Annotated in this window: 18 protein-coding genes and 1 pseudogene; 10 read left to right on the forward strand and 9 right to left on the reverse strand. The window is 64.1% G+C overall.

All coding sequences use genetic code 11. The annotated features are described in order from the left end of the window. The first annotated feature begins 1 nt into the window (after position 1). The 4 genes from NCS03_RS29395 to NCS03_RS29410 are packed head-to-tail and all read left to right on the forward strand — an operon-like array spanning position 2 to position 4,036. Entirely contained in the window at positions 2–1,018 is a 1,017-nt protein-coding gene (locus NCS03_RS29395) for a glycosyltransferase family 2 protein (RefSeq protein ID WP_250530391.1), read from the forward strand. Further along, positions 1,015–2,070, forward strand: a complete 1,056-nt coding sequence (locus tag NCS03_RS29400; protein WP_250530370.1) for a glycosyltransferase family 9 protein — start codon at positions 1,015–1,017, stop codon at positions 2,068–2,070. Before NCS03_RS29395 ends, NCS03_RS29400 begins: the two co-directional genes overlap by 4 nt. Next, positions 2,057–3,016, forward strand: a complete 960-nt coding sequence (locus NCS03_RS29405; RefSeq protein WP_250530371.1) for a glycosyltransferase family 4 protein — start codon at positions 2,057–2,059, stop codon at positions 3,014–3,016. Before NCS03_RS29400 ends, NCS03_RS29405 begins: the two co-directional genes overlap by 14 nt. A 27-nt stretch (positions 3,017–3,043) precedes the next feature. Beyond that, on the forward strand, positions 3,044–4,036 hold the full coding sequence (locus tag NCS03_RS29410; protein ID WP_250530372.1) for a UDP-glucuronic acid decarboxylase family protein: 993 nt from the start codon (positions 3,044–3,046) through the stop codon (positions 4,034–4,036). Positions 4,037–4,096: 60 nt separating this feature from the next. Here NCS03_RS29410 and NCS03_RS29415 read toward each other — a convergent pair whose 3' ends face one another. The 3 genes from NCS03_RS29415 to NCS03_RS29425 form a co-directional block, all read right to left on the reverse strand. After that, a complete protein-coding gene (locus NCS03_RS29415; protein ID WP_175982412.1) occupies positions 4,097–6,760 on the reverse strand; it encodes an ATP-binding cassette domain-containing protein in 2,664 nt (887 codons plus the stop codon). Then, entirely contained in the window at positions 6,757–7,056 is a 300-nt protein-coding gene (locus NCS03_RS29420; protein ID WP_175982411.1) for a hypothetical protein, read from the reverse strand. The genes NCS03_RS29415 and NCS03_RS29420 overlap by 4 nt, the downstream gene beginning before the upstream one ends. Positions 7,057–7,452: 396 nt before the next feature. After that, positions 7,453–7,713, reverse strand: coding sequence for a hypothetical protein (locus NCS03_RS29425; RefSeq protein ID WP_239295324.1), 261 nt, complete (start codon positions 7,711–7,713; stop codon positions 7,453–7,455). A 362-nt stretch (positions 7,714–8,075) separates the two neighbouring features. Between NCS03_RS29425 and NCS03_RS29430 the strand changes: the two genes are divergently transcribed. Next, positions 8,076–8,465, forward strand: coding sequence for a hypothetical protein (locus NCS03_RS29430; protein WP_250530373.1), 390 nt, complete (start codon positions 8,076–8,078; stop codon positions 8,463–8,465). Positions 8,466–8,501: 36 nt separating this feature from the next. Beyond that, complete coding sequence (gene bamA, locus NCS03_RS29435; RefSeq protein WP_008345355.1) at positions 8,502–10,796, forward strand: outer membrane protein assembly factor BamA; 2,295 nt, start codon at positions 8,502–8,504, stop codon at positions 10,794–10,796. Between the two features lie 53 nt (positions 10,797–10,849). Here bamA and NCS03_RS29440 read toward each other — a convergent pair whose 3' ends face one another. Then, a complete protein-coding gene (locus tag NCS03_RS29440; RefSeq protein ID WP_250530374.1) occupies positions 10,850–11,602 on the reverse strand; it encodes a winged helix-turn-helix domain-containing protein in 753 nt (250 codons plus the stop codon). Positions 11,603–11,604: 2 nt separating this feature from the next. Next, entirely contained in the window at positions 11,605–11,898 is a 294-nt protein-coding gene (locus NCS03_RS29445; protein ID WP_051078953.1) for a DUF2866 domain-containing protein, read from the reverse strand. Between the two features lie 206 nt (positions 11,899–12,104). Between NCS03_RS29445 and NCS03_RS29450 the strand changes: the two genes are divergently transcribed. Together NCS03_RS29450 and NCS03_RS29455 are read left to right on the forward strand one after the other, a co-directional pair. Continuing rightward, positions 12,105–13,712, forward strand: coding sequence for an ATP-binding protein (locus tag NCS03_RS29450; RefSeq protein WP_250530375.1), 1,608 nt, complete (start codon positions 12,105–12,107; stop codon positions 13,710–13,712). A 3-nt stretch (positions 13,713–13,715) separates the two neighbouring features. Further along, positions 13,716–14,408 (forward strand): response regulator, encoded by a 693-nt coding sequence (locus NCS03_RS29455; protein ID WP_008345351.1) that lies wholly within the window; start codon positions 13,716–13,718, stop codon positions 14,406–14,408. Between the two features lie 8 nt (positions 14,409–14,416). On the opposite strand, the gene NCS03_RS29460 is transcribed toward NCS03_RS29455, so the two are convergent. Both NCS03_RS29460 and NCS03_RS29465 read right to left on the reverse strand, forming a co-directional pair. Beyond that, entirely contained in the window at positions 14,417–15,721 is a 1,305-nt protein-coding gene (locus tag NCS03_RS29460; protein ID WP_250504380.1) for an ATP-binding protein, read from the reverse strand. A gap of 11 nt (positions 15,722–15,732) precedes the next feature. Beyond that, positions 15,733–16,452 (reverse strand): response regulator, encoded by a 720-nt coding sequence (locus tag NCS03_RS29465; protein ID WP_008345349.1) that lies wholly within the window; start codon positions 16,450–16,452, stop codon positions 15,733–15,735. Positions 16,453–16,839: 387 nt separating this feature from the next. On the opposite strand from NCS03_RS29465, the gene NCS03_RS29470 reads away from it, so the two are divergent. Further along, the gene (locus NCS03_RS29470; protein WP_250530376.1) at positions 16,840–17,985 is read left to right on the forward strand and encodes a porin; all 1,146 of its coding nucleotides are present in this window, start codon (positions 16,840–16,842) and stop codon (positions 17,983–17,985) included. A gap of 63 nt (positions 17,986–18,048) precedes the next feature. Here the strand turns inward: NCS03_RS29470 and NCS03_RS29475 are convergent. Both NCS03_RS29475 and NCS03_RS29480 read right to left on the reverse strand, forming a co-directional pair. Then, a pseudogene (locus NCS03_RS29475) lies at positions 18,049–18,447 on the reverse strand (fumarylacetoacetate hydrolase family protein); the annotation flags it as partial. Then, entirely contained in the window at positions 18,390–18,941 is a 552-nt protein-coding gene (locus NCS03_RS29480; protein WP_239295323.1) for a shikimate dehydrogenase family protein, read from the reverse strand. The pseudogene NCS03_RS29475 and the gene NCS03_RS29480, both read right to left, overlap by 58 nt. 38 nt (positions 18,942–18,979) lie before the next feature. On the opposite strand from NCS03_RS29480, the gene NCS03_RS31305 reads away from it, so the two are divergent. Next, on the forward strand, positions 18,980–19,231 hold the full coding sequence (locus tag NCS03_RS31305) for a hypothetical protein (protein ID WP_350029379.1): 252 nt from the start codon (positions 18,980–18,982) through the stop codon (positions 19,229–19,231). Positions 19,232–19,234 lie beyond the last annotated feature (3 nt).

A 19,234-nucleotide genomic window follows, 5' to 3' on the forward strand; every position in this document is an offset into this window, starting at 1 on the left:
GATGAGCGCGGCCGATGCACCCGCGATACCGCGCGGCGATTTCATCCCGGACGTGACCGTGGTCGTGCCGACGTATCGCCGCCCCGCGATGCTCGAACGCTGCGTGCTGGCGCTCGCGGCGCAGACCTACGATCCGGCGCGCTACGAGATCATCGTATGCGACGACGGCCCCGACGAAGCGACGAAGGCATGCGTGCAGCGCCTGTCGCAATCGCGTGCGCGGCGCGGCCCGTTGATCCGCTACGTTCCCGTCACCGCGACGCAGGGTCCGGCGGGCGCGCGCAACGCGGGCTGGCGCGCATCGCTTGCGCGGCGCATCGCCTTCACCGACGACGACACCATTCCCGATCCGAACTGGATCGCCAATGGCATGCGTGCGCTCGATGCGGGCGCGGATGCCGTGTCGGGCCGCATCGTCGTGCCGCTGGGACCACGCCCGACCGATTACGAACGCGACGCCGCCGGACTCGCCAGCGCCGAATTCGCGACGGCGAACACCTTCGTCACGCGTGCCGCACTCGAACGTACGGGCGGCTTCGATGCGCGCTTTACGGCGGCGTGGCGCGAGGACTCGGATCTGCAATTCGCGCTGATTAAGGCGGGACTCGTCATCGCGCGTGCGGAAGACGCAACCGTGCTGCATCCGGTGCGCCCCGCGCGCTGGGGCGTGAGCATATCGCAGCAGAAGAAGAGCCAGTTCGATGCACTGCTCTACAAAAAGTATCCCGCGATGTTTCGCACGCGCATCCGCCGCAATCCGCCGCTTTTGTACTACGCGATGCTCGCGGCGCTCGTCGTTGCGATCGGATCGTTCGCAGCACACGCGCCGCGCACCGGGTCGCTCGCATTGCTTGCCTGGGCCGCAATGACCATATGGTTCAGCATGCAACGATTGAAGACGACTGCGCGCACGCCGTCGCACGTCGCGGAAATGCTGTGGACGTCGGCGATCATTCCGTATCTGTCGATCTACTGGCGCATACGCGGCGCGTTCAAGTTCAGGGTCTTCTTTCTATGAACGTCGAGCGCATCGTCATCTTTCGCGCATTGCAGCTCGGGGACATGTTGTGCGCCGTGCCTGCGTTGCGTGCATTGCGCCGCGCCTATCCGCAAGCACATATCGCGCTTATCGGTCTGCCTTGGGCGGCGAGTTTCGTCGAACGATACGCGCATCTCGTCGATGAACTCATCGTGTTTCCCGGCGCTATCGGTTTTCCCGAGCAGCAGGAAACAGATGCACATCTGCCTCGTTTTCATCAAGCGATGCGCGCACGTCGCTTCGATCTCGCGATTCAACTGCATGGAAGCGGCGGCGTGGCGAACGATATCGTCGAAGGCATCGGCGCGCGTCTGAACGCGGGCTTTCTGAAGCCGGACGAAGCCATGCGTAAAGGCGTCTTCATGCCATGGCCCGACGATCTGCCCGAATCCGCGCGATACACCGCGCTCATGCAGCGGCTCGGCATCGACGCAAACGATCTCGATCTCGAGATTCCGCTGACCGATGCCGACAATCGCGAATGCGATGCGCTGATCGAAGCGTGCGCGCTCGATAGCGAGCGGCTCGTGCTCGTGCATCCGGGCGCGCAGCTGCCTTCCCGTCGATGGCCCGTCGAGCGCTTCGCCGACGTGGCGCGCGCGTTGTCGCGGCGCGGCTGGCAAGTCGCCGTCACAGGCAGCGCGGGTGAAGCCTCGTTGACGGCGCGCGTTGCGCAAGGTGCCGGCATCGATCTCGCCGGCCGCACGTCGCTCGGCTCGCTCGCGGCGCTCGTCGCGAAGGCGCGGCTCATCGTATGCAACGACACGGGGCTTTCGCATGTCGCCGCAGCGATGCGCACGCCGAGTGTCGTCGTCGCGTCGGGCAGCGATACACGTCGCTGGGCGCCGCTCGATCACGCGCGTCATCGCGTGCTCGCGGACTGGCCCTCGTGCCGTCCGTGCGCGTTTCGCGAGTGTCCTTACGGTCATGAATGCGCGGTGAACATAAGCGTGCAATCCGTGATCGACACGGCATTCGCCCAGCTTGAATCGACCGTCCGAGAGGAGACGCTTCTTCATGCCCACGACTAGTTCCCGGCGTCTGCGCGTGCTTACCTGGCATATTCACGGCAATTATCTTTACTATCTGAGCCAGGCGCCGCACGACTTCTATCTCGTCACGCGCCCCGGTTATCCGCCGGGCTATGCGGGCACGGCGGGTGCGTTGCCCTTCGGCCCGAACGTGCATGAAATTCCGGCGAGCGAAGTGCAGTCGCAATCCTTCGATGTCGTGCTCTTTCAGCACAAGCGTCAATGGGACGACGACCGCATCAATCTGCTGAGCGACGCGCAACGCCGGCTGCCGCGCGTCTACATCGAGCACGATCCGCCGCAGGAAAACCCCTTCGAACAGAAGCACTGGGTGCAGGAACGCGACACGCTGCTCGTGCACGTCACGCACTTCAACAAGCTGATGTGGGACAGCGGCGAAACGCCGACGCGCGTCATCGAACACGGCGTGATCGTGCCCGAAGACGTGCGCTATAGCGGCGAACTCGAACGCGGCATCGCGGTGATCAATCATCTGCGCCAGCGCGGCAGGCGGCTCGGCAACGATGTCTATGCACAAGCGGCCGCGCGCGTGCCGCTCGATCTCGTCGGCATGGATGCGCAGTCGGCGGGCGGCATCGGCGAGATCGGCAATCTGGAGCTTGCGGCGTTCAGCGCGCGCTATCGCTTCTTCTTCAATCCGATTCGCTGGACGAGCCTCGGGCTCGCCATCGTCGAAGCGATGACGATCGGCATGCCGATCATCGGTCTCGCGACGACCGAACTCGCCACCGTGATCCGCAACGGCGAAAGCGGCTACGTGCATACCGACACGCAGGCGCTCATCGACGCGATGCAGCACCTGCTGCGCGATCCCGCCGAAGCGCGGCGTCTCGGCGAAGGCGCGCGGCGCACCGCGCTCGAACGATTCAATATCGCGCGCTTCGCCCGCGACTGGGACGAAACGCTGCGCTTCGTATGCAGTTAGCACACACATCGAAAGGATGAAGGCGACATGAGAGAAGCCTATAGAAAGCGAATTCTGGTGACGGGCGGCGCGGGCTTTCTCGGCTCGCATCTGTGCGAGCGGCTGCTCGCGCTCGGGCACGATGTGCTGTGTGTCGATAACTTCTACACCGGCACGAAGGACAACATCGCGCATCTGCTCGACAGCCCGAATTTCGAACTGATGCGGCACGATGTGACATTTCCGCTTTACGTCGAAGTGGACGAGATTTACAACCTCGCCTGCCCCGCTTCGCCGATTCATTACCAGCACGATCCGGTGCAGACGACGAAGACCAGCGTGCACGGCGCGATCAACATGCTCGGGCTTGCGAAGCGCGTGCATGCGCGCATCTTCCAGGCATCGACGAGCGAAGTGTATGGCGACGCGCATGTGCATCCGCAACAGGAAGCGTACTGGGGCAACGTGAATCCGATCGGTCCGCGCTCGTGTTACGACGAAGGCAAGCGCTGCGCCGAAACGCTCTTCATGGATTATCGGCGGCAGCACGGACTGTCGATCAAGATCGCGCGCATCTTCAACACGTACGGGCCGCGCATGCATCCGTCGGACGGACGCGTGATCTCCAACTTCATGATGCAGGCGCTCTCGGGCGAGCCGATCACCGTGTACGGCGAAGGCTCGCAGACGCGCTCCTTCTGCTATGTCGACGATATGGTCGACGCATTCATCCGCCTGATGGACACGCCCGATGAACTCACCGGACCCGTCAATCTCGGCAATCCGCACGAGCTTTCGATGCTCGAGATCGCGCGGCGCATCATCGAGTTGACGGGATCGTCATCGGAGATCGTGTTCAAGCCTTTGCCGATGGACGATCCGTGGCATCGTCAGCCGGATATCGCGCTCGCACGCGATGCCCTCGGCTGGACACCGACGACGCCGCTCGACGAAGGCCTGCGTCGCACGGCGCAGCATTTCCATGGCGTCATCGAGGCGATGCAGGGACGTCACGCGCTCCATATCGCCACGTCAGGTTGATGCTTCCGTTCAACGGCGCAGCATTGCATCGTCACATTCGAACGCGCGCTCGCGCCGCCCTCATCGAAGCGATGTGCGCGCCGTCACGTCGCCGATCGTCGCGATCAGCTTCGGCGCGGCGACCGGCTTCGTCAGATGCGCCTGAAAGCCCGCGGCCTGCGCGCGCGAACGTGCATCCGCCTGCGTGTGTCCCGTCAGCGCGATCGCGGGCATGCGTTCGGACAGCGACGCGCCGCGGCGCGACTCTTCCTCGCGAATGAGTCGCAGCACGTCGTAGCCGTTCTGTTCGCCGCCTAGCACGATGTCGCACAGAAGCGCGTCCGGCCACTGCGCGCCGGGCAGTTCGCGCAGACGCGCAAGCGCTTCATCGCCCGATGCGCAAGACATGACGCGCGCGCCCACCGATTCGAGCACGGCTTCGAGCGCATCGCGCGCGTCTTCCTGATCGTCGAGCACCATCACGGTGATGCCGGCCAATGCATCGTCATGCGTGGCTTCGGACGCTTGCGGATCGTCGAGCACGGGACGCAGCGGCATCGTCGCGACATACGCGACATGCTCGTCGATATAGCGCACCGTGAAGCCGCCGCCCATTTCGTTCAATGCGGATTCGAGCCGCCGCATCTGCTGCGAAGACAGATCGGCGGGACTCGCGCGCTGACCGATCACCGTGAGATTCGCGTGATTGTCTTCGCGGAACACGCGCAGTTCGATGCGCTCGCCGCGCGCCGCCGAGCTCATGTGCGAACGGCACAGATCGGCCACGATCTGCTGCAGCACGCTGGCATCGCCCGAGACGCGCAAGCCCGGATCGCTGATGACCGTGTAGAGATTCACGCCGCGCGTGACGATCTCGTCGTGCAGCGCATCGACCACGCCTGCGACGAGCGCATCCAGTCCGAGCGCCGTCGCGGACACCTTGCGTTGCGCGTGCTTCAGCTCGCCCTGCTGCCATTGCAGCGACCACATGCGCGCGTACACGCCATCGCGCGCGAGCAGTTCGTCGTGCTGTCCCTGCTCGACGATGCGTCCATGCTCCATCACGAGAATCCAGTCGGCATCGACGACAGTGGACAGCCGGTGCGCGATGACGATCGACGTGCGGCCCTCCGCGAGCCTGTCGAGCTCGTTCTGGATCGCGCGTTCGGAGCGCGTATCGAGCGCGGACGTCGCTTCGTCGAACACGATGATGCGCGGATTCTTGAGTATCGCCCGCGCAATCGCGATGCGCTGACGCTCGCCGCCAGAGAGCCGCACGCCGCGCTCGCCGACGCGCGTCTCGTAGTCGTCCGGCAGACGCTCGATGAAGCCGTCGAGTTGCGCCGCGCGCGCCGCCCGCGCGATGTCCGCGCGCGTCGCGCCGGGACGCCCATAGCCGATGTTGTAGGCGATCGTGTCGTTGAAGAGCACGGTGTCCTGCGGCACGATGCCGATGGTCGCGCGCAGGCTGTTCTGCGTGACCTGCGAGATGTCCTGACCGTCGATGCGTATCGCGCCCGCCGTCGGCTCGTAGAGCCTGAACAGCAGCTTCACGAGCGTCGACTTGCCCGATCCGCTGCCGCCGACGACCGCGAGCTTCTTGCCCGGATGCGCGCGAAAATCGACATCGCGCAGAATCTGCCGCGCCGGATCGTAGCCGAACTCGACATGATCGAACTCGATCTCGCCCGCCGTCACGACGAGCGGCTTCGCGTGCGCTTCATCGACATCCTCGCGCACGCGGCCGCGCGACAGCAGAATGTTGAACATGCGCTCGACGTTGACCATCGCGTCGTTGGTCTCGCGAAACACGAAGCCGAGCGTGTTGAGCGGATTGCACACCTGCACGATATACGCGTTGACGAGCACGAGATCGCCCACGCTCATCGTGCCCGCGACGACGTGTTGCGCCGCGCGCAACATCACCGCCGCAATGCCGATCGTGATGATCGTGCTCTGCCCGACATGCAGCAGCGTGAGCGCGCGCTGATTGGCGATGCGCGCATGCACCCACTGCTCCAGCACGCTCGAAAGACGCCGCGTTTCGATGCTTTCACTCGCGAAGAACTTCACCGTTTCGTAGTTGAGCAGGCTGTCGACGAGACGGCCGTCCGATTGTGCTTCGAGGCCGTTCACCGCGCGCTGGAAGCGCATGCGAAAGCGCGTGAAGATGACCGTCCACACCGAATACAGCACGAACGTCGCGCCGATGATCGCCATGAATTCCAGCGAATACGCATGCACCATGACCGCGACGATCGTGCCGATCTCGATCATCACCGGCACGATCGTGAAGAGCGATGTGCCGAGCAAAAAGCCGATGCCGTCCGCGCCCTTCTGCACGTCGCGCACGACCGCGCCGGTTTCGCGCCGCGCATGAAAGCGCGCGCCGAGCGCATGAAGATGCGCGAACGTGCGCTCGGTGAACGACGCGACCGTGCGCTGCGTGACGATGCTGAAGACGACGTCGCGCGCTTCGTTGAGCACATCGCCGAGATAGCGCAGCAGCACGTAGGCGAGGACGAGAAAGACCGGAAAGACGACGCTCGATGCGGGATGGCTGAACTCGTCGATGACGCGCTTGAGCATCAGCGGCACGCCGACCACCGCGAGCCGCGCGCCGATCATCAGCGCGACCGCCGCGGCGGTCTGATAGCGCCAGGCCCACACCGCGCGCCACAGATCGGCGCCGATGCGCCTGCGCAGACGCGCGCGCTCCTGATCCTCCGTTACGCGGGCCGTCACTCCTTCCAGTCCTTGCGCTTGCCCGCGCCGGGATTCGATGCGCCCTTCGTCGCGGATTGCGCGTTGTTCTTCTGCACGCGCTCTTCTTCCATGCGGCTAAGCGTGGCCGGGTCCGTGCCCGACTGGCCCGCGGCGCCCGCGCCGCCGGCAACACCCGCGGATTTCCCGGATGCCTGGTTTCCCGATGTGGAATGGCCTGGCGGCGCACCGTTTTGCTGGGCGTTTGCGAGCGTGACGCCCGACAGCGAGACGCACGCGAGCGTGTGGATCATTCCCGATCGTAATTTGCGATTCATGGCGTTCTTCCTGCAACAGGGAGTGGTCAGCACTGGTGTGTCGATCAGCAACCCGTGCGCCCGGGACCGCGATGACGGACCGAATGGGAAGCGTCAAGGGGCCTGAATCCAGCATGAACCCACGTCATCATCGGGGCGCCCGAAGTCTTGTCCGACAGCGAATCGATATCGCCGGAGGCATCTCAGGCGGTTTTGCAATTCGTGAAGCAATGCCATGCACTCTTTACCATTGCAACCGATCTGTCGTAGACGAATCTGACGCTATTCCTGTTCGGAAACTCTACGCTCGAATTGCGTGAGCGTGAGGTCGATCCTCGAGAGAGTCTGCCTATCCATCTTGTCGTAGTGGATTGAGATCGAAAAGACTCGACCCAGTACGTTTGCAGGCAATTGCCTTCAATGAGCCTTGCGCGCCGCCTCTTCCAGCCGCAAGGACGATTCGAGAACTTCGCTCGAAGACGTGACGAATTCGCGTGCCCATTGCGTGGCGGCGCGCTCGGCGGCGCTCCGTGTTCCATACGCCACGTTGGTCGGAAAGGTCGCTTTGGGCACTTCGTCGTGCTTTCGATAATCTCGCTGGCGCGAGAACTGTGCGATCGCGGTCCAGCCGTCATCCGGTACGTGTTCTGGAATGATCTCGACAAAAAAACCGCTCATGGAGTACATGATGTCCTTCGTTTAAAAGCACATCTGCTGATGCAAGGTCCGAACGCCCGGAGAAACGCCCGACCGTTCGAGCGCTGCCTTGCCGCGCCGCTTTCGACGGCCACGCAATGCACGTTTTTCCAGACATGCGATGTAAATCAGGCATTCGGATAGCCTAGCCCTTATCGAGCAAATATCGGACCGCAGCGCCTAAAAAATCACGCGCATTTCATGATGTGGTTATAGGAAAGCATTCGATTGAATGCGCCGCTTTCTTGGCCGCATCCCGGGCAACATCCGGTAAGAGGCGCGTAACCCAATGCGCGTCGTGCCTTCATAGACTGTGCGCTTTCGATAACCCGCTTCGAACGCACATGCGCCCGGCTCTCACCATCGATTCGCTCGCGAGCTTCCGGCTAAGCGAAGACGGCGGCTATCTCGTCGTCGACGCGCCCTCGGGCTCGTCGGTCGCATTGCATTGCTCCGTCATGCACGAGTTGATCGCCGCGCTCGCGCACGCCATCGCGTGCTCGGAAAGAATCCGCAAGAAAAATCGCGCGGCCAAATTCACGATGCATTGCGCAGGCTGGGAAGTCGCGCTCGATGCGGATGGCACCGGCGCGCTGATTCTCTCCTTCGTCCTTCAGGGCGGCGCGCAGCTCTCCTTTCGCATACGCCGCGAAAGCGCGCTGCAGATCCATGAAGTCATCGGCGCGGCGACCGGCCAGTCCCTGCCTGCCATCGGCGATGCACCGATCCAGTAAGCCCGCGCCGCTCTCTCCACTTTTCCCGGTTCCCGCATGAAGCATCACATCTATCGCTCGCTCGCAGTCGCGGCGGGCGCCCTCGTCAGCGCGCACGCGCATGCCGGCAGCAGCTTCATCGTGCGCGACATTCGCGTGGAAGGCGTGAGCCGCGTCGATCCGTCGACGGTCTTCGCCAATCTCAAGATACGGCGCGGCGACACCTTCACCGAGACGGGAGCCACCGATGCGATCCGCGCGCTCTACGACACCGGCCTCTTCACCGACGTGAGCGTGTCGACCGAAGGCGACGTGCTCGTCGTGCGCGTCGTCGAAGCGGCGGCCATCGCCGGCGTTCAGTTCGCGGGCGTGCATGAATTCGACAAGGACAATTTGTCGAAGGCGTTGAAATCGGTCGGACTCGCGCCGGGTCAGACCTACAACAAGGCGCTCGCGAACCGCGCGGAACAGGAACTCAAGCGCCAATATCTGATGCGCGGCTTTTACGCCGCCGAAGTCACGACCACGGTGACGCCGCTCGATCGCGGCCGCGTGCAACTGCTTTTCTCGGTCGCCGAAGGACCGAGCGCGAAGATCAGGCAGATCAATTTTCTCGGCAACACCGCGTTCGATGAAAAGACGCTGCACGACGAGATGCAGCTCTCCACGCCCAACTGGTTTTCCTGGTACACGAAGAACGATCTTTATCAGAAGGAAAAGCTCACCGGCGATCTGCAAAACCTGCGCTCGTTCTATCTCGATCGCGGCTACCTCGAATTCAGCGTGGAATCGACGCAGGTTTCGATCTCGCCCGACAAGAAGGACATGTATCTGACGATCATGCTGCACGAAGGCAAGCCTTACACCATCACGAGCGTGAAGCTCGCGGGCAATCTGCTCGGGCGCGATGCGGAATTGGCGCGGCTCGTGAGCATCGAGCCGGGCGAGCTGTTCTCGGCTAACAAGCTGCAGCAAGTGACGCAGACGCTCGTCGACAGGCTCGGCGGATACGGCTACGCCTTCGCGAGCGTGAACGCGCAGCCGGACATCGATCAGGCGCATCACACGGTCGCGCTCACGTTGCAGGTCGATCCGGGCAAGCGCGTGTATGTGCGCCGCGTCGAAGTGATCGGCAATACGCGCACGCGCGATGAAGTCGTGCGCCGTGAAATGCGCCAGTTCGAAAGCGCATGGTTCGACAGTCAGGCGCTCAAGCTCTCGAAAGACCGCATCAGCCGTCTCGGCTATTTCACCGATGTCGATGTGACGACCGTGCCCATCGAAGGCGATCCGGATCAGGTCGACGTGCAGATGAAAGTGACAGAGAAACCGACAGGGGCGATCACGCTCGGCGCGGGCTTTTCATCGACGGACAAGGTCGTGCTGTCCGCCGGCGTCACGCAGGACAACGTGTTCGGCTCGGGCACGAGTCTCGGCGTGAACGTCAATACGGCGAAGACGTATCGCACGCTGAGCATCACGCAGACGGACCCGTACTTCACCGTCGACGGCATTCAGCGCATCACCGATGCGTATTACCGGACGACGTATCCGCTCTACTATTCGAGCGATTCGAGCTTTCGTATCGTGAGCATGGGCGTCGACACGAAGTTCGGCATTCCGTTCTCCGAATCGGACATGGTGTACTTCGGCGCGGGCGTCGAGCAGGATCGCTTCAATACCGATTCGGATACGCCGCAATCGTATCTGGACTACGTGAGCGAGTTCGGCCGTGTGGTGAACAACGTGCCGCTCACGGCGAGCTGGAAGCGCGACCATCGCGACAGCGCGCTGGTGCCGAGCCGCGGCTATTATTTGCAGGCCAACGCGGAAGTGGGCACGCCGCTCGGCAACACCGAGTACTACAAGACCGATTTCACCGCGCAGTATTACCACTCGTTCTCGCGCGGCTTCGTGTTCGGCGTGAACCTTCAGGCGGGCTATGGCTCGGGTCTGGGTGGCAAGTCGTATCCGATCTTCAAGAATTATTACGCGGGCGGCATCGGTTCCGTGCGCGGCTACGAGTCGAGCTCGCTCGGTCCGCGCGACAAGACGACGAACGATCCGATCGGCGGCTCGAAGATGGTCGTCGCCAACATCGAGATGACGTTCCCGTTGCCGGGCACCGGCTACGACCGCACCTTGCGCGTGTTCACCTTCGTCGATGGCGGCAACGTCTGGGGCGACGAAGGCAACAGCACCGGATCGAACGGCCTGCGTTACAGCTACGGCATGGGCCTCGAATGGATTTCGCCGATCGGCCCGCTGAAGCTGAGCCTCGGTTTCCCGATCGTGCATCACAGCGGAGACACGTATCAGAAGTTCCAGTTTCAGATCGGCACCGCGTTTTAAGGCTCTTTACGTGAATCTCCGGCGAAGAGCCCGGCCCGTCCCGGTTCGGCGATCTACGCATGAGCGGGCATGACCGCGCCGAGCTTCGCGCCATTCGGACTGAAGGCGTAGCCGCGCCCGCGTATCGTCTGAATGAGGCGCGGCTCTGCGGGATCGTCCTCGACGATCTGCCGCAAACGGCACACGAGCGCATCGACCGAGCGCTCGGACAGCGCGCAGCCCTGCTCGCTCAACTGACGCGTGAGGCGCAGGCGCGACATCACCGTCATTGGATTGCGCGCGAACAACGCGAGCAGTTCGAGGAGCCTGTCGTGTACGTCGATGGCCACGCGCTTGCGCTTCAGCGTGCGCTTCGCCGGATCGAGCACGAAGTCGCCGAGGCGCAGCTTGCCGTCGCCAGGCGTGACCGGCAATGCACGCCCCGCGCGATGACGCAACAGATTGCGCATCCGCGAAAGAATCTCGCGCTCGTTGCAGGGCATTTGCACGAAGTCGTCGGCGCCGAGATCGAGACAGGTGACGGCGTCCATCCAGCCGTGCGGCGCGCCGATGACGAGCACCGCGATATCCGGATGCAGCGTGCGCAGATCGCAGAGCACGGCTGCCGTGGGCGTGTCGGTCAGTTCGTTGCTGAGCAGGATCAGCGAAGGCTTCGTGTGCTCGATCTCGACGGCGAGCGTCTCTGCATTCGAGATCGTTCGCATCGCCGGGTAATAGCTCGAAAGAAATGCGCGCAGTTTTTGCCGAACGCCGTCATCCGGCTCGACGATGACAATGCGATGCGGCTCGTGCGTACCTGAGATCATCGTTACGCCCTCCGCAGCTTCGGACGGCCGAGCGCGGCCGCATCGAGCGCGACGTGACGTTCGCCGTTGGCGTGCAGGCGCATGCGCTCGCGGATTTCCGGTTCCGTCGCGCTCACATGCACCGCGATGAACGAGCGTTCGCCGCGAAAGTTGATCCATTCGACGACACGGCAGGACGCGCCCCACGGCTGCACGATCGGCGCGGAAAGGCGGCAGCCGCGCAGTTTCGTCGCGGGTTCGTCGGCGATCTGCGCTACATCGGCGGAACTTCGTCCGGGCCAGGACGGGCGCTTCATATCGGCCTCCTTTGGTTCGGTGCGTGGCATGGCGTAACTCCGTGGTTTTCCCTTGAGATTGCCAGCGACGTTAGCGATCAATGCCGCATCCAGCATGGAGAAAAAGTGGAGAAGTCGTGGAGATTCGCGAGGAAACTGCGTGACGAAGGCCGCATCAACTAGAATCGGCCGTCATTCAATCCGCCTGCCACGCGAAGGGTTCCTCATTGAAGTTTCGTTTTGGCATCGCCTCGAAGATCTTTCTGCTCGTGCTGGTCGCGTGTCTCGTCATCACGTTGACGATGGGCTACGCCGTGCGCGTCAGCTTCGAGAACGGCTTTCTGCATTACGTGCGCGAACGCGATGCGGGGCGCGAACGCGCCGTGATGGCGAAGGTCGCGAGCGAGTACGCCGCGCACGGCAACTGGGCGTTCCTGCGCGGCAACGACGATGCATGGCTCGCGCTGCTCGACGACGCACAGGAGCAGTTCGTGCGGCGCGAGATCGAAGACATGCGCGCGACCGTGCCGAGCGCGTGGCGCAGCTTTCCGGGCAGCGGGAGCGTGGCGCGCATCCTCGGGCCGCTCGGCGAGCCGTGGCACGGTCCGCACTGGGGCATGCGTCCTTCGAACGCGTTGCCGAACCCGTCGCCTTTCGCGCCGCCCGAATCCGCACGTCTGCGCGATTCGCTGAATACAGCGCCCGAAATCGAATCGGCGGATCGCGTGCGCGGGCATGGACGGGAACGTCCGCCTGCCGCGCTGTTCGATGCGGATCGCGCGCTCGTCGCATCCACCAACGAGCCGCCGCCGCCGGATGCGCCCGCGTCGCCCGTGCGCGTGCATGGCAAGATCGTCGGCTGGCTCGCAACCGCCGGGCCGACGCCGCTCACCGACGCCGCCGACATCGCGTTTCAGGCGCAGCAGATGCGCGCGACCTGGCAGATCGGCGGCGTCGCCGTGATACTCGCCGCCGTCGTCGCGATGGTGCTCGCGCGCCTCGTGCTCGTGCCGGTGCGCCGCGTGATGGCCGCGACGCATCGGCTCGCGAGCGGTGACTATTCGATTCGCGTGCCCGCGAAGAATCGCGACGAGCTCGACAAGCTCGCATCGGACTTCAACTCGCTCGCCGATTCGCTGGAGCGCGCGGAACGTTGCCGGCGCGAGTTCATCGCGGACGTGTCGCACGAATTGCGCACGCCGCTCGCCGTGCTGCGCAGCGAACTCGAAGCGATCGAAGACGGCGTGCATGTATTCGATGCCGCATCGCTCGCCTCGCTGCAGACGGAAGTCGCGGCGCTGAACAAGCTCATCGAAGACCTGTACGACCTGTCGCTGAGCGATGTCGGCATGCTGCGCTATCGCAAGGCGCCCGCGCAGGTGAACGCGCTCACGCGCGCGTCCGTCGATGCGATGCGTCAGTCGTTCCGCGCGAAGCGGCTCGCCATCGATGTCGAATGCAGCGATGCGCTCGCCTCCGCCGATGTCGATGTCGACGCCGCGCGTTTCGTGCAATTGCTGAAGAACCTGTTGCAGAATTCCCTGCGCTACACGGATCCGAACGGGCGCGTGCGCGTCGCGCTCGCGGGCGCACCCGACGACTGGACGCTCAACGTGCAGGACTCGTCGCCGGGCGTGCCGACGTCCGCGCTGCCGCATCTCTTCGACCGTTTCTATCGCGTCGACGAATCGCGCAGCCGGCAAAGCGGCGGCGCGGGACTCGGGCTCTCGCTATGCAAGGCGATCGTCACGGCGCATGGCGGCAGCATCCGCGCGGACGATTCGGCGCACGGCGGCGTGTCGATCACCGCGCGCTTTCCTTCCCTCCGCGAGTAAGCGATGCCCGTAACTTCTCCCGCCCATGTCCTGATCGTCGAGGACGAGCCGAAGCTGGCCGCCGTGCTCGCCGACTATCTGCGCGTCGCGGGTTACATCGTGACGACGCTCGCCGATGGCGCGCAGGTCATCCCGTTCGTGCGTCAAACGCCGCCTTCGCTGATGCTGCTCGACCTGATGTTGCCGGGCCGCGGCGGACTCGATATCTGCCGCGAATTACGGACGTTTTCGGAGCTGCCGGTCATCATCCTGACGGCGCGCATCGACGAGATCGATCGTCTGCTCGGACTCGAAACCGGCGCGGACGACTACGTGTGCAAGCCGTTCAGCCCGCGTGAAGTGGTCGCGCGCGTGAAGGCGATCTTGCGTCGCGCGGGCGGCGCGAACGCAACCGCGAGCGGCGCGGCGGCCAGTGCGCTTCAAATCGATCCGCAGTTTCATCGCGTGACGCTCGACGGCCACGAACTGCGCCTCACGCCGATCGAATTCCGATTGCTGCATCTGCTGCATGTGTCGATGGGCCGAATACTGCCGCGCTCGTTTCTGCTCGATAACGTCTACGCGGATCATCGCGTGGTGACGGATCGCACGATCGACAGCCACATCAAGAATCTGCGCCGCAAGCTGCAGGACGTCCGGCCCGAGGGCGAGATCATCGTCTCGGTCTACGGCGTCGGATACAAGCTCGAAATCTGAGCGAACGTTCAGTTCGATGCGGGCATCGTCACGCGTGCGATCAGGCCCGAAGGCTCGCGATTGATGAGCGCGAGCGTGCCGCCGTGCGAACGCACGATGTCATCGACGATCGACAGCCCGAGGCCCACGCTGCCGGGCCGCTGCGCGCGCGCCGGGTCCAGGCGCACGAACGGCTCGATCACGTCCTGAAGGCGATCTGCAGGAATGCCCGGCCCGTCGTCGGTCACGTCGATCACCACGTTGCCTGCATCGAGCGCCGCAGTCACGACGATCTCCGTGCCGAAGTGAATGGCGTTGTCGATGAGATTCGTGAGAACGCGCTGGATCGCATCCGGCTTGCAGAAGAACGGAATCTGATCCGGCCCGTCGTAGCGGATCGCCGCGCCCGACTCCGCGTATTCGTCGCATAGCGTGCCGAGCAGCGCGCCGAGATCGAGCCACTCTTTTTTCTCCGCGCCCGCATCGCTCGTGAGGAATGCGAGGGCGGAACTCACCATTGTCTGCATCAGATCGATGTCGCGCAGCAGCTTGGCACGCTCGATCTCTTTCTTCTCGGCGTCGAGCTGCAGGCGCATGCGCGTGAGCGGCGTGCGCAGATCGTGGCTGATCGCGGCGAGCATGCGCGTGCGGCTTTGCATCGAGCGCGCGATGCGTTCCTGCATACGGTTGAACGCATGCGCGGCGCGGCGGATTTCGAGCGGTCCTTCTTCATCGATCGGCGCAACGGTGATGTCGCGGCCGAACGCATCGGCTTTCTCGGACAATCGCCGCAACGGGCGAATCACGCGCGACACCGCCCACGCCGACAATCCCGCGACGCCCACGCACAGAAACGCGAGCGCGCCGAAGAACGGAATCGTGAAGCGATCGGGCTCGCGTTCGTTGCGGTCGGTGCGAATCTCCAGCGTGCGCTGGCCGAGGGGAATCAGCACTTGAAGATTCTGCGTCGGCTGACGCGCATCGCACGTTCGCACCGTCAGCGCCGCGCCCGCGTGCAGTTCCGCTCTGAGCGCGGCTTCGAGATCGTGCGTGTCGAGCGTCGAGCCTTTGCAGATGACGGCATCGTCGACGAGCTTCGCCGTCATGCGCGCGCGATCGGCGGCGGCCAGCACGCGCACGCGGTCCGCGTCGGGCGTCGCGCTCAGCATGTCCACCAGCGCGACGATGCGATACGACGTCTGCCACGGCCACGGCGGGCTCGGCGGCGCGCCGGGATAGAACAGCAACACGATGAAGAGCAACAGCGTCGCCGCCGACGAGCCCGCGACGATCGCGAGAATCTGCCCGAGCGTGGTCGCGAAAACTCGCGGCATCAGGCGGCGCATCACTGGGCGGTCACTTCGGGCTGGAACGCGTAACCGTCGGCGCGCACGGTTCGGATCGGATCATCGAGCGGATCGTCGCCCGCGAGCTTGCGGCGCAGCCGGCTCACGAGCAGATCGACGGAGCGCGTCGCGATCGGGAAGTTTTTGCCGCGCGTGAGACGGATGAGTTCTTCGCGCGATAGCACTTGCCGCGGATGCTGGCACAGCACGAGCAGCAAGTCGGTTTCGGCGCCCGTCAACGGCACGCGCAAGCCGGCGGGCGAGCGTAGAAAGCGCCGGTACGGATAGAACGTGAAGCCGGAGAACGTCATCACGATTTCGCTTGCCGGCGCGCGCGCGGCGGCCTCGTTCGTCTGGCCGCGGCGCAACACGACGCGGATGCGCGCGAGCAGCTCGCGCAGATCGAAGGGCTTCGACACGTAATCGTCCGCGCCGAGTTCGAGGCCGACGACCTTGTCGGTCGGTTCGGACAGCGCGGTCAGCATGATGATGGGCGGCCCGCCCGATGCACGCACGCGACGGCAGAAGCTCAGGCCGTCTTCGCCGGGCAGCATCACGTCGAGCAGCACGAGGTCGAAGCCGCCGCGCGCGAGCAGTTCGTGTCCGGCTTCCGCGCTTCCGGCGACCTGCACGCGAAAGCCCTTGCCGCGCAGATAATCCGCGAGCGATTCGCTGATTTCCGGGTCGTCTTCCACGAGCAGCAGTTGAGATTCGTTCACTTCGTTGCACCGGTTCGAGAGCGGGCGGCGTCGCGCCTCAAGACGAGATTGTCCATCAATCCGGACCTCAACTTCATGTCAATCCGGACACACTCGGCCATCTTACTCAGTACGCGGATGTCGCGCGCAGACCACAACGTCCTTCCGATTCGCACAAGGCATTACCGCAGGTGATCGCGATTCGCGCCGCATTGCGGCATCGCGCGCACGCGAACGCATTGATGCTCAAGGGATTCCTCTTTCGCTGTGCTCCGCAGGCGCACGCGTTACACAACATTCGGTAACTCGCGTCCAACGAAAGCACGTCATGTGCCGTGATTTAATCCGCCGTCCGATGCGTCGACCGATCGATCGGAAAGAACCTCAAGCTCTCTTGGAGATACCACAGTGAAGAAATCCCTATTCACGCTGAGCGCGCTGGCCGCGCTCGGCACCGTCGCCGGCACGGCGCACGCGCAAAGCAGCGTGACGCTCTATGGCCTCATCGACGCGGGCCTCACCTACACGAACAATCAGGGCGGCGCGCATAACGTTCAGGCGACGAGCGGCGCCGTCAACGGCAGCCGCTGGGGCCTGCGCGGAACGGAAGATCTCGGCGGCGGCCTGAAGGCGATCTTCACCCTCGAAAGCGGCTTCAGCATCATGAACGGCAAGCTCGGCCAAGGCGGACGCGAGTTCGGCCGTCAGGCGTTCGTCGGACTGTCGAGCGATCGCGCGGGCGCACTCACGCTCGGCCGTCAGTACGATTCCGTCGTCGATTATCTCGGCCCGCTCGCACTCACGGGCACGCAATACGGCGGCACGCAGGCCGCGCATCCGTTCGACAACGACAACCTCGACAACTCGTTCCGCGTCAGCAACTCCGTGAAGTACCAGAGCCTGAACTACGGCGGCTTCAAGTTCGGCGGCCTGTATGGCTTCTCGAACGATGCGGGCGGCTTCGCGACGAATCGCGCGTATAGCGTGGGCGCATCGTACAACTACGGTCCGTTGAACGTAGCGGCGAGCTACATGCAGCTGAACAACGCGGGCGCGACGCTGAATTCGAGCGGCGCAGTCAGCGATGACGCCACGTTCAGCGCAAGCCGTCAGCGCACGTTCGGCGCGGGCCTGAGCTACACGTTCGGCGCGGCGGAAGCGGGCTTCGTCTTCACGCAGACGCGACTCGACGGCGCGACGGGCATCGGCGCATCGGCATCGGGCACGACCAACGGCATCACGCTCGATGGCGGCAGCGCGCGCTTCACCAACTACGAAGTGAACGGCCGCTACAACCTGACGCCCGCGTGGTCGGTGTCGGGCGCGTACACCTTCACCGACGGCCATCTCGAAGGCGTCGATCCGAAGTGGAATCAGTTCAGCCTGCAAACGGCGTACGCGCTGTCCAAGCGCACCGACGTGTATCTGCAAGGCGTGTATCAGCACGTGAGCGATACGGGCGATTCGGGCATCACGGCGGCGATCAACGGACTGTCGGCATCGTCGACGAACAGCCAGGTCTCGGCGACCGTGGGCTTGCGTCACCGCTTCTGATCGAAGCGTGAGCGAACGGCGGACGCGTATGTCCGCCGTTCTTGCGTCGTATGGGTTGCGGCGTTACTGATCGTCCCAGCGCGCGACGGTCTGTTCCTGAACACCGAGCCCTTCGACGGATAGCTTCATCACGTCGCCCGGTTTCAGGTATTGCTCGGGCTTCATGCCGAGGCCGACGCCCGGCGGCGTGCCCGTCGTGATGACATCGCCCGCTTCGAGCACGACGAACTGGCTGATGTACGAAACGAGCTTGCTGATCGGAAAGATCATGTCGGACGTCGATGAGTTCTGGATGCGCTTGCCGTTCAGTTCGAGCCACAGCGGCAGATTCTGCACGTCGCCGAGTTCATCGGGCGTGACGAGCCACGGACCGAGCGGACCGAAGGTGGGCGCCATCTTGCCTTTCACCCATTGACCGCCGTGTTCGAGCTGGAACGCGCGCTCGGACACGTCGTTGCAGACTTCGCGCGATCGATATCGCAGAGCGTGATGTGCGCGACGCCTGCATCCGCGAGCGATACCGCGATGGCCGCGCCCGCGCCGCCGCATCCGAGCACGAGCGCGCGCTTCGCTTTCACGTCGTGGCCCTTCGCGAGCAGGCCGCGCACGAAGCCTTCGCCGTCGAACATGTCGGCGTGCCAGCGGCCTTCGTCATCGCGACGCAAAGCGTTCACCGCGCCGATGCGCCGTCCGCGCGAATGCACTTCATCGGCGATGGCGAGCGCACGTGTCTTGAACGGCGACGTCACGAGCAGGCCGTCGAGGTTCTTCAGGCGCAGCAGCGCGGGCAGAACCGCATCGATCTCGCTTGCCTCGATGTGCATCGGCACGAGCACCGCATCGATGCCCGCATCGGCGAACTTGCGCGTATAGACTTCGGGCGAGCGCACCTGCGCGATAGGATCGCCGATGATGCCGTACAAGCGCGTGCGCCCCGTGATCGACGCGGCGCTCATGCGCGGCTCCCGTACCACTCGGCGATGCGTTGCGAACGATGCCTACGTTCCCGGGCCACCGTTTCATCCTTGATGCCCATGAGTTGCGGCGCGAAGATGCGCGCGTCCATCTCGTGCACGTCGGTGGCGATGGCTGGACGGAAATCCATCTGCGCGAAGACATCGCGTTCGATATCGATGCCCGCGCGACTTCGATCAACTCCAGCCCTTTATCGCCGACACGAAACACCGCGCGCTCGGTGATGAACAACGCGGAATTGCCGCGCTCGCGCGCGAGCGGCGCGCTATAGCAG

The sequence above is a fragment of the Caballeronia sp. ATUFL_F1_KS4A genome (assembly GCF_023630905.1).
Taxonomy (GTDB): domain Bacteria; phylum Pseudomonadota; class Gammaproteobacteria; order Burkholderiales; family Burkholderiaceae; genus Caballeronia; species Caballeronia zhejiangensis.

Bases quoted from the DNA above. Each gene is read 5' to 3' on its own strand.
- NCS03_RS29395 (WP_250530391.1), top strand. From the start codon at position 2: ATGAGCGCGGCCGATGCACCCGCGATACCGCGCGGCGATTTCATCCCG.
- NCS03_RS29400 (WP_250530370.1), top strand. From the start codon at position 1,015: ATGAACGTCGAGCGCATCGTCATCTTTCGCGCATTGCAGCTCGGGGAC.
- NCS03_RS29405 (WP_250530371.1), top strand. From the start codon at position 2,057: ATGCCCACGACTAGTTCCCGGCGTCTGCGCGTGCTTACCTGGCATATT.
- NCS03_RS29410 (WP_250530372.1), top strand. From the start codon at position 3,044: ATGAGAGAAGCCTATAGAAAGCGAATTCTGGTGACGGGCGGCGCGGGC.
- NCS03_RS29420 (WP_175982411.1), bottom strand. From the start codon at position 7,056: ATGAATCGCAAATTACGATCGGGAATGATCCACACGCTCGCGTGCGTC.
- NCS03_RS29425 (WP_239295324.1), bottom strand. From the start codon at position 7,713: ATGAGCGGTTTTTTTGTCGAGATCATTCCAGAACACGTACCGGATGAC.
- NCS03_RS29430 (WP_250530373.1), top strand. From the start codon at position 8,076: ATGCGCCCGGCTCTCACCATCGATTCGCTCGCGAGCTTCCGGCTAAGC.
- bamA (WP_008345355.1), top strand. From the start codon at position 8,502: ATGAAGCATCACATCTATCGCTCGCTCGCAGTCGCGGCGGGCGCCCTC.
- NCS03_RS29440 (WP_250530374.1), bottom strand. From the start codon at position 11,602: ATGATCTCAGGTACGCACGAGCCGCATCGCATTGTCATCGTCGAGCCG.
- NCS03_RS29445 (WP_051078953.1), bottom strand. From the start codon at position 11,898: ATGAAGCGCCCGTCCTGGCCCGGACGAAGTTCCGCCGATGTAGCGCAG.
- NCS03_RS29455 (WP_008345351.1), top strand. From the start codon at position 13,716: ATGCCCGTAACTTCTCCCGCCCATGTCCTGATCGTCGAGGACGAGCCG.
- NCS03_RS29460 (WP_250504380.1), bottom strand. From the start codon at position 15,721: ATGCCGCGAGTTTTCGCGACCACGCTCGGGCAGATTCTCGCGATCGTC.
- NCS03_RS29480 (WP_239295323.1), bottom strand. From the start codon at position 18,941: ATGAGCGCCGCGTCGATCACGGGGCGCACGCGCTTGTACGGCATCATC.
- NCS03_RS31305 (WP_350029379.1), top strand. From the start codon at position 18,980: ATGCCTACGTTCCCGGGCCACCGTTTCATCCTTGATGCCCATGAGTTG.